This window comes from Acinetobacter sp. LT1, assembly GCF_059800965.1.
In genome coordinates this window covers 117,057-124,010 of record NZ_JBBAXE010000012.1, presented here as the reverse complement: position 1 = coordinate 124,010, position 6,954 = coordinate 117,057, and the positions used below count along the sequence as shown (strand labels likewise).

The 6,954-nt window shown below is 37.0% G+C and carries 3 protein-coding genes and 1 pseudogene; 3 read left to right on the top strand and 1 reads right to left on the bottom strand.

All coding sequences use genetic code 11. The features are described from left to right. Positions 1 to 3,724, top strand: a pseudogene (locus WBW42_RS13205) (DUF637 domain-containing protein); the annotation flags it as partial. Positions 3,725 to 3,736: 12 nt separating this feature from the next. After that, positions 3,737 to 4,219 carry a hypothetical protein gene (locus WBW42_RS13200; RefSeq protein WP_017385962.1) on the top strand — a complete coding sequence of 161 codons (483 nt, stop codon included), beginning with the start codon at positions 3,737 to 3,739 and terminating at the stop codon, positions 4,217 to 4,219. Positions 4,220 to 4,452: 233 nt separating this feature from the next. On the opposite strand, the gene WBW42_RS13195 is transcribed toward WBW42_RS13200, so the two are convergent. Then, entirely contained in the window at positions 4,453 to 5,370 is a 918-nt protein-coding gene (locus WBW42_RS13195; RefSeq protein ID WP_017399163.1) for a LysR family transcriptional regulator, read from the bottom strand. Positions 5,371 to 5,467: 97 nt separating this feature from the next. Between WBW42_RS13195 and aptA the strand changes: the two genes are divergently transcribed. Then, complete coding sequence (gene aptA, locus WBW42_RS13190; protein WP_163114479.1) at positions 5,468 to 6,850, top strand: omega-aminotransferase AptA; 1,383 nt, start codon at positions 5,468 to 5,470, stop codon at positions 6,848 to 6,850. Positions 6,851 to 6,954 lie beyond the last annotated feature (104 nt).

Genomic DNA, 6,954 nt, shown 5'->3' with positions numbered 1-6,954 from the left:
GCTATGGTGGAACTGCGGGGAATGGATCGGAACAAGTTGTTAAGTTGGATACAGCAAATGGTGGTATCAATTTAGAGGGTGCTAAAGTTGATATTCAAGGTTCACAGTTAACTGCACAAAAAGATATTAAGATTGTTTCAAGTAAAGATGATGTGTTAGTTGATGGGGTAAAAAATAGTTTTGCAAAGAGAAAGAAAGAAGAAAAGTTTACTGAAGCCAATAATTTAAAAAATTCTATATTAAGTAGTTTAGATTTATTAAAACAACAACAGTTTTTTACCGATTATGATAATATGGTTACTGCATATGAAGATTATGCTTCTAGTAATTATGATTATACTTTATATGTGAAGCATTATAATCTTTATAAAGATTTTATTTCCAAATACCCAGTGAGACCAAACCCAAGGCTTCTTATATTTGGATCAGATGTACCATTATTCCATAGTATTATTGCTGTACCACAAAGAAGTAGCCGTTTGATGCATTATATTCATTTGAGCCAAAATATGATGAAAATTATTTAAGGAGCTTACAGGCGGAAGTTGATTTTTATAATACAGAGATAAATGGTTCAGAACATGCCGAAGCTAAATTAACTTCAAAATCAGGAAATATAAATATTACTTCTGCTAAAGGATTATCTATAAGTGGGGGTAATATTTCTGCTCAATTGGGCCAAGTTAATTTAGAAGCAAGTGGTGTTTTAGCCGAACAGTATAAATCTACAACCACTACAGAGACTAATCCCCAGCCAAGAATATTAAATGCAAGTATTATTGTTGATGGTCATACAGATTTTTATGATAAAGGCAGTGAAAATGATCAAAATTATAGTATGAGAACACTAGTCAGCCCTTCTATTATTAATGGGGATAAAGGGGTTAACATTAGAACTGTAGGTAAAACTAAAGATGATAACTTAGTTTTACAAGCTACCGGTATTACATCAAAAAATGGTGATGTGAAAATAGAATCAAATAAAAGTATTTTATTTGATGCAGCTATTGAGCAAAGTTATGATCGATCAATAACTACTGAAAAGAAAAAATCATGGGGTGGTTTAAAGAAAAAGTATATTACGACTGTTTCTGAAAATAATGGCACAAATGCGGCATCAGTTGATATTTCTGCAAAGAATATTTCTATTGAGACAAAGAAACTAGATCCATCTGTAGATGCTAAAACCCCAGATAATAATATTGATATTTATTCTGGGCGCTTTACTGCTGAGGGTGGAACAATTTCTATTAACTCTGGGGGAAATCTTAACCTTTATACAGTGGAAGAGAGTTCTAGGAGTGATGTAGATATTACGAAAAAATCATCTTTTGCTGGAATCAAATACAACACCTCTAAAACAAATGCAACGCGTACTCAAGTTACTGAAATACCAGCAACCTTAAAAGCAGATTATATTGGGACAAAATCAGTTTATGATACAAGACTTGTTGGAACAGAATTTGAATATTTAATCGGTTCTACACTTGAAGCTGGCGGTAAGTTAGAGCTCATCGCTGCTAAAACCTCTATTACTGACTTGTTAAAAAAAGAAAAAAACTCTGTAGTCTGGCAATCAATGCAGGATAAAGGTTCTATCACTGAAACTGCTCAATTACCAAGTTTTAATGGTCCAGTTTTACCTACTTTTAAAGCCGCTGGTGGTTTAAGTGTACAAGTTCCAATTAGTGAAAAAGATGTTAATAAAGTAGAGCTACGTGATGCGATTCTTGACTTATCTAAAAAACCAGGAAATGAATATTTAAAAGAATTGGTAAACCGAAAAGATGTAGATTGGCAAACAGTTCTATTAACTCAAAAAGACTGGGACTATAAATCACAAGGTTTAACAGCAGCTGGAGCTGCGATTATTGTTATTATTGTGACAATTCTTACGATGGGTTCAGGAACTGCTGCAGCGGCAGGTGCGGCTGGAGGAACAGCAGCAAGTGGGACTACAGTTGGTTTGGGCGCAAGTATGATTGGTTCAGCAGGCGTTACAACTGCAACAGTGGGAGGTGTTACAACAATTACAGGTGTTTCTACGCTTGGGGCTATGGCAAATGCTGCTATTACAAGTTTAGCAACTCAAGCAAGTGTAGGATTAATTAATAACGGTGGAGATATCGGCAAAACACTAAAAGATTTAGGAAGTAAAGATTCTGTTAAGAATTTAGCAGCATCAGTAGTCACTGCTGGATTGTTGAATGGGGTAGCGACAAACTTAAATATCAGTAGTAATGCTATTGTGAATGACATTGCCAATAATATGGCTACTGGAATGATACAAGGTGTTGGCAGTACATTGATAGATTCTGCTGTTAATGGTAGAAACCTAAGCGAAGGACTGGAAAAAGCTTTATTAGCAGGATTGGCAAACTCACTGCAAGCACCATTAGCAGGTGCTATTGGTGACACATTAGGAATGAGTAGCAATGCCTTTGTGAGTAAAGTTGTTGCTATTGCTGCGCATGCTGCAGCGGGTTGTGCAACTGGTGTGATTGACAAAGAATGTCAGTCACGAGCACTAGGAGCCGCTTTAGGTGAGGTCATTGCAGAAAATATGTTCAAACCAGCAAATGGCATTGAATATACGGAAGCAGAAAAATCAAAAATTCTCAACATTACTAAACTTACCACTGGGGTGGTTGCTGCGTATGTAGGATATGATGTGACTGCTGCTGCAAATGCAGCAGATACAGCCGTTAGCAATAATTATTTGAACCATGTGCAAGAGAAGCAAAAGAGTCAAGAACTTAAAGATTGTAATGTTCTTACTTGTGGTGGAGTAGTTGTTAAATGGGCTGCAATTAGTGCAGGACAAGATGCAAATTATGCAGCAGGCTTTGCAGTAGGTATTCCGACCTCTGTTGCTGAGTCGGTAGTGGGTTTGGCAAAAATGGCTCTTAGCCCAATACAAACCTATAAAGCAATCAAAGAAGTTATCAATAGTGAAAACGCTCTAGGTAATATTAGTGATGCTATTAAACAAGATTATACGAACCGTATTAATAAGCTTGAATCAGAATATGAAAAAGCTGGTATTAAAGGCTCATATAATGCAGGTTTAGAAGCGGGCAAACTTACAGCTGATGTAGCGAGTTTATTCGCTGGTGGCGCTAGTCTTGCTAAAGGTGGAGTGATCCTGACAGAAAAAGTAGCAGCAAAAGTTGGCTACAAAGTTTTAAAAGATCCAATAATTATTTCGGATAAAGGTATTGCAGTCAATTTAGATGGACATAAAATATATGATCCTCAATTTACTCCCTTGAGTACAAATCCCCGTGCGCTTTATAGATTCTCAGATTTTAATCATAGATCTACAGGTGGTGATATCTATTTTGGTGAAAACATTGCTACATCTTATTTCGAAGTGAGACAGGCTGTAAATGGAAAGTCTTTATTTGTGGGACAGGTTGAGGTTAAGAATATGCTAGATTTAACCGATCCTAAAATATTGAAACAAATGGGGATTGATCAAAAAAAACTAACTGAAATTGCGCCAGATGGTTATTCAAATGCAGAAAAGGCTAAAAAAGAAGCTATATATGCGTATACAAATAGAATTGCGAACCAAGCCTATGACAAAGGTTACACAGGTATTATCTATAATAGTAGCCGTAATACAGGTTCAAACAATAACCGTGCTGTAGTGTTATTTGGGGGGCGTTATGATGCTGCTAAGATTAAACCAGTGCTTGATAAGCCGATTTTAAAGAAATAAGGAGCAAATACAATGAGAAGTTTACACCAAGTAGCAGCTAGTGAAATAGCTGTAGTACCTTATTATTTGAATGGATATCAACAGAATGGTCTGCAGTACGGAGTGAATGAATATGAAAGAGCAGAACCATTGGGTGCGCAATGTGCGAATTGTCATACTATTCTATGGATAACAGGACGTAGCGATCCTATTTTAAATGAGACAAAACCTAAAAATATTCCAGATAGCGGGCCTATTTATCGTGAATATATTCAAGATAATCTAAAAAGGTTTTTGAGATCATTACCTGCGTGTCCAAATTGTCATCAACAAACTTATGATTTATTTGTACACACGACTACATTAACTAGATTTGAAGATGGTAGTTCTTATCCAAAATATCCAGAGGAATATTATGGTGTTGATGAAGAGAGGTCAGCTAAAGTCAAAGATAAAGCGGTGTGGTGGTATGGTGATGAAGCCGAGGCTAAAAGGCTAAATTTAAATTTTTTATGATTTTCTTCAAAATTAAATTATTGTCTGGTAAATATTTTGATGGCGATATTAACTTAAAATCTCGTCACTTGGAATTAAACTCTTAAATATATTTAGCTCATTACTCAAAGAAAATTAATTACATGAAGCCCATTTAAAATGGGCTTCATCCTATAAAATAGTAACTTATTCTTAATTAGTTACTATTTTATACTTCCATGAATAATAGAACAGCTCTATTAATATAAAGATTTTTAACCCGCAACGATCCGCTTCTCAAGCATTTCCATAAAGGTTTTTAAAATAATATTGTGGTTTTTGCCTTTGTGAGTAATTAAACAAATAGGTGTGCTGTAATGCATTTTTTCCTTTGAAACAGCTTGCATAAAACCATCTTCAACCCATTTTTTTGCATAGTGATCGGGTAAAAAACCCAAGAATTTTCCAGTTAAAATCAGAAATGCGATGCCTTCACGGTCACTTGCTGTCGCCTTACAGTCTAAAAGCTGATGCAACTTTGCCGCTTCTGGTGTGATGGCATAATTAGGAAGGATTGCTTGCCATGTTTTTAACTCATCTAGATTTATGTTGCTGCACTGGCTGAACAACGGATGATTTTTGCCGCAATATAAAAATGAACTCTCGCTATATAAATCGAAATAGTCTAGACCAGACAATGGCGTCACAAGGGGGATAACGCCTGCGTGCAAACGGTTATCGAGCACACGGCATTCAATATCTGAAAGGGTGCTCATACTAATGTTAATAATAACTTCGGCATGTTCCTCTGCAAGTTGGGTCAACGTATTGGTGATATAGCCTCTAGGCATAGTCACAAGATTGTTAATAATACCGATATTAAACTCACCCTTAAGACGATTATGCATTTGGTTAACTTTGGAGCGGAAGTCTTCAATCGCTGCCGTAAGTACTTCGATATATTCTAAAATTTCTCGTCCTTCATCGGTCAGGGCAAATCCGGCACGGCCTCGCTGACATAGCCGAATGCCTAAACGATTTTCTAAATCACTCATATGCAAACTGATTGCAGAACGGCTAATGCCAAGAATGCTTTCTGCAGATGTAAAACTATGACAGTCGCAAACCGTTTTAAATATTTTAAGTAATTTAATATCAAAATCAGTGACTTGATTTAATTTTTTGGGTTTCATTTAGTTTTGTTTTTTTAAATCTAAACTCAAGATAATTTGAATTTATCAAACTTATCGCGCTATGTACACTCAAACCATAATTTGAAAATAAACAGGAATGGTTATGTTTGATACGGATAAATTCAGCGATTCTGAGCACACTTTGGATGCGGTTCAAACTAATAATAATATGCACATAAATTATCAGGCACACTGGATGCCTTTCTCTGCAAATCGGAACTTTGCTAAAGATCCGCGCATGATTGTGGGCGCAAAAGGATCATACCTAATTGATGATTCTGGTCGTGAAATTTATGACTCACTCTCCGGCCTATGGACTTGTGGTGCTGGTCATACCTTACCTGAAATTCAACAGGCGGTAAGTACACAATTAGGTCAGCTCGATTACTCACCAACTTTTCAGTTTGGTCATCCGTTGTCTTTTAAATTGGCAGATAAAATTGTTCAGCATATGCCTGAAAAATTACAACATGTTTTCTTTACCAACTCGGGTTCAGAGTCGGCAGATACTGCCATCAAAATGGCACGTGCATATTGGCGTATTAAAGGTAAACCAAGCAAAACCAAATTGATTGGTCGCGCCCGTGGCTATCATGGTGTAAACGTTGCTGGAACAAGCTTAGGCGGTATTGGTGGCAACCGTAAAATGTTTGGTCAGCTTATGGATGTAGACCATTTACCGCATACCTTGCAGCCGAATTTAACTTTTACCAAAGGTTGTGCAGAAACAGGTGGGATAGAACTTGCCAATGAAATGCTTAAGTTAATTGAGCTACACGATGCTTCAAATATTGCAGCCGTCATTGTGGAGCCTGTTTCTGGTTCAGCAGGTTGTATTGTACCGCCAACAGGCTATTTACAACGTTTAAGAGAGATCTGTGATCAGCATGACATCTTATTAATTTTTGATGAAGTAATTACAGGTTTTGGCCGTTTAGGAACGTGGACGGGAGCAGAGTATTTTGGGGTAACACCAGATATTTTGAACTTTGCGAAACAGGTGACCAATGGTGCTATTCCTTTAGGTGGTGTGGTGGCAAGCCATGAAATTTACTCAGCCTTTATGCAACAAGACTTACCAGAGCATGCCATTGAATTTACCCATGGCTATACCTATTCGGCACATCCGGTTGCTTGTGCGGCTGCTTTAGCTGCGCTTGAAGTTTTAGAAAAGAAAAACCTGTTAGCTCAATCTGCGGCGTTAGCACCAACTTTTGAAAAAATGCTGCATGACTTAAAAGGCTCACCGCATATTTTAGATATTCGTAACTGTGGTTTGATTGGTGCTTTGCAGTTAGCACCACGTGATGGCGATGCCACCATCCGAGGCTTTGAGCTTGGTATGAAACTTTGGAAAGAAGGATTCTATGTTCGCTTTGGAGGCGACACGCTTCAGTTCGGTCCAATGTTTAACAGTACAGAGGCTGATATTGACCGCTTATTGAATGCCGTTGGCGATGCACTTTATCAAGTGAATTAAGGCTTATAGACATTTTAAGAGCATCGGTAAAGTCTATAGATGCTCTTTAAAAACTAAATGAAAAATACAGTTTGATCTAAAAACTAATTGTAGTAAGGAGTAAC

What these genes read in the sequence shown, in the direction of transcription:
- WBW42_RS13200 (WP_017385962.1), top strand. Translation starts at nt 3,737, where the DNA reads ATGAGAAGTTTACACCAAGTAGCAGCTAGTGAAATAGCTGTAGTACCT.
- aptA (WP_163114479.1), top strand. Translation starts at nt 5,468, where the DNA reads ATGGTTATGTTTGATACGGATAAATTCAGCGATTCTGAGCACACTTTG.
- WBW42_RS13195 (WP_017399163.1), bottom strand. Translation starts at nt 5,370, where the DNA reads ATGAAACCCAAAAAATTAAATCAAGTCACTGATTTTGATATTAAATTA.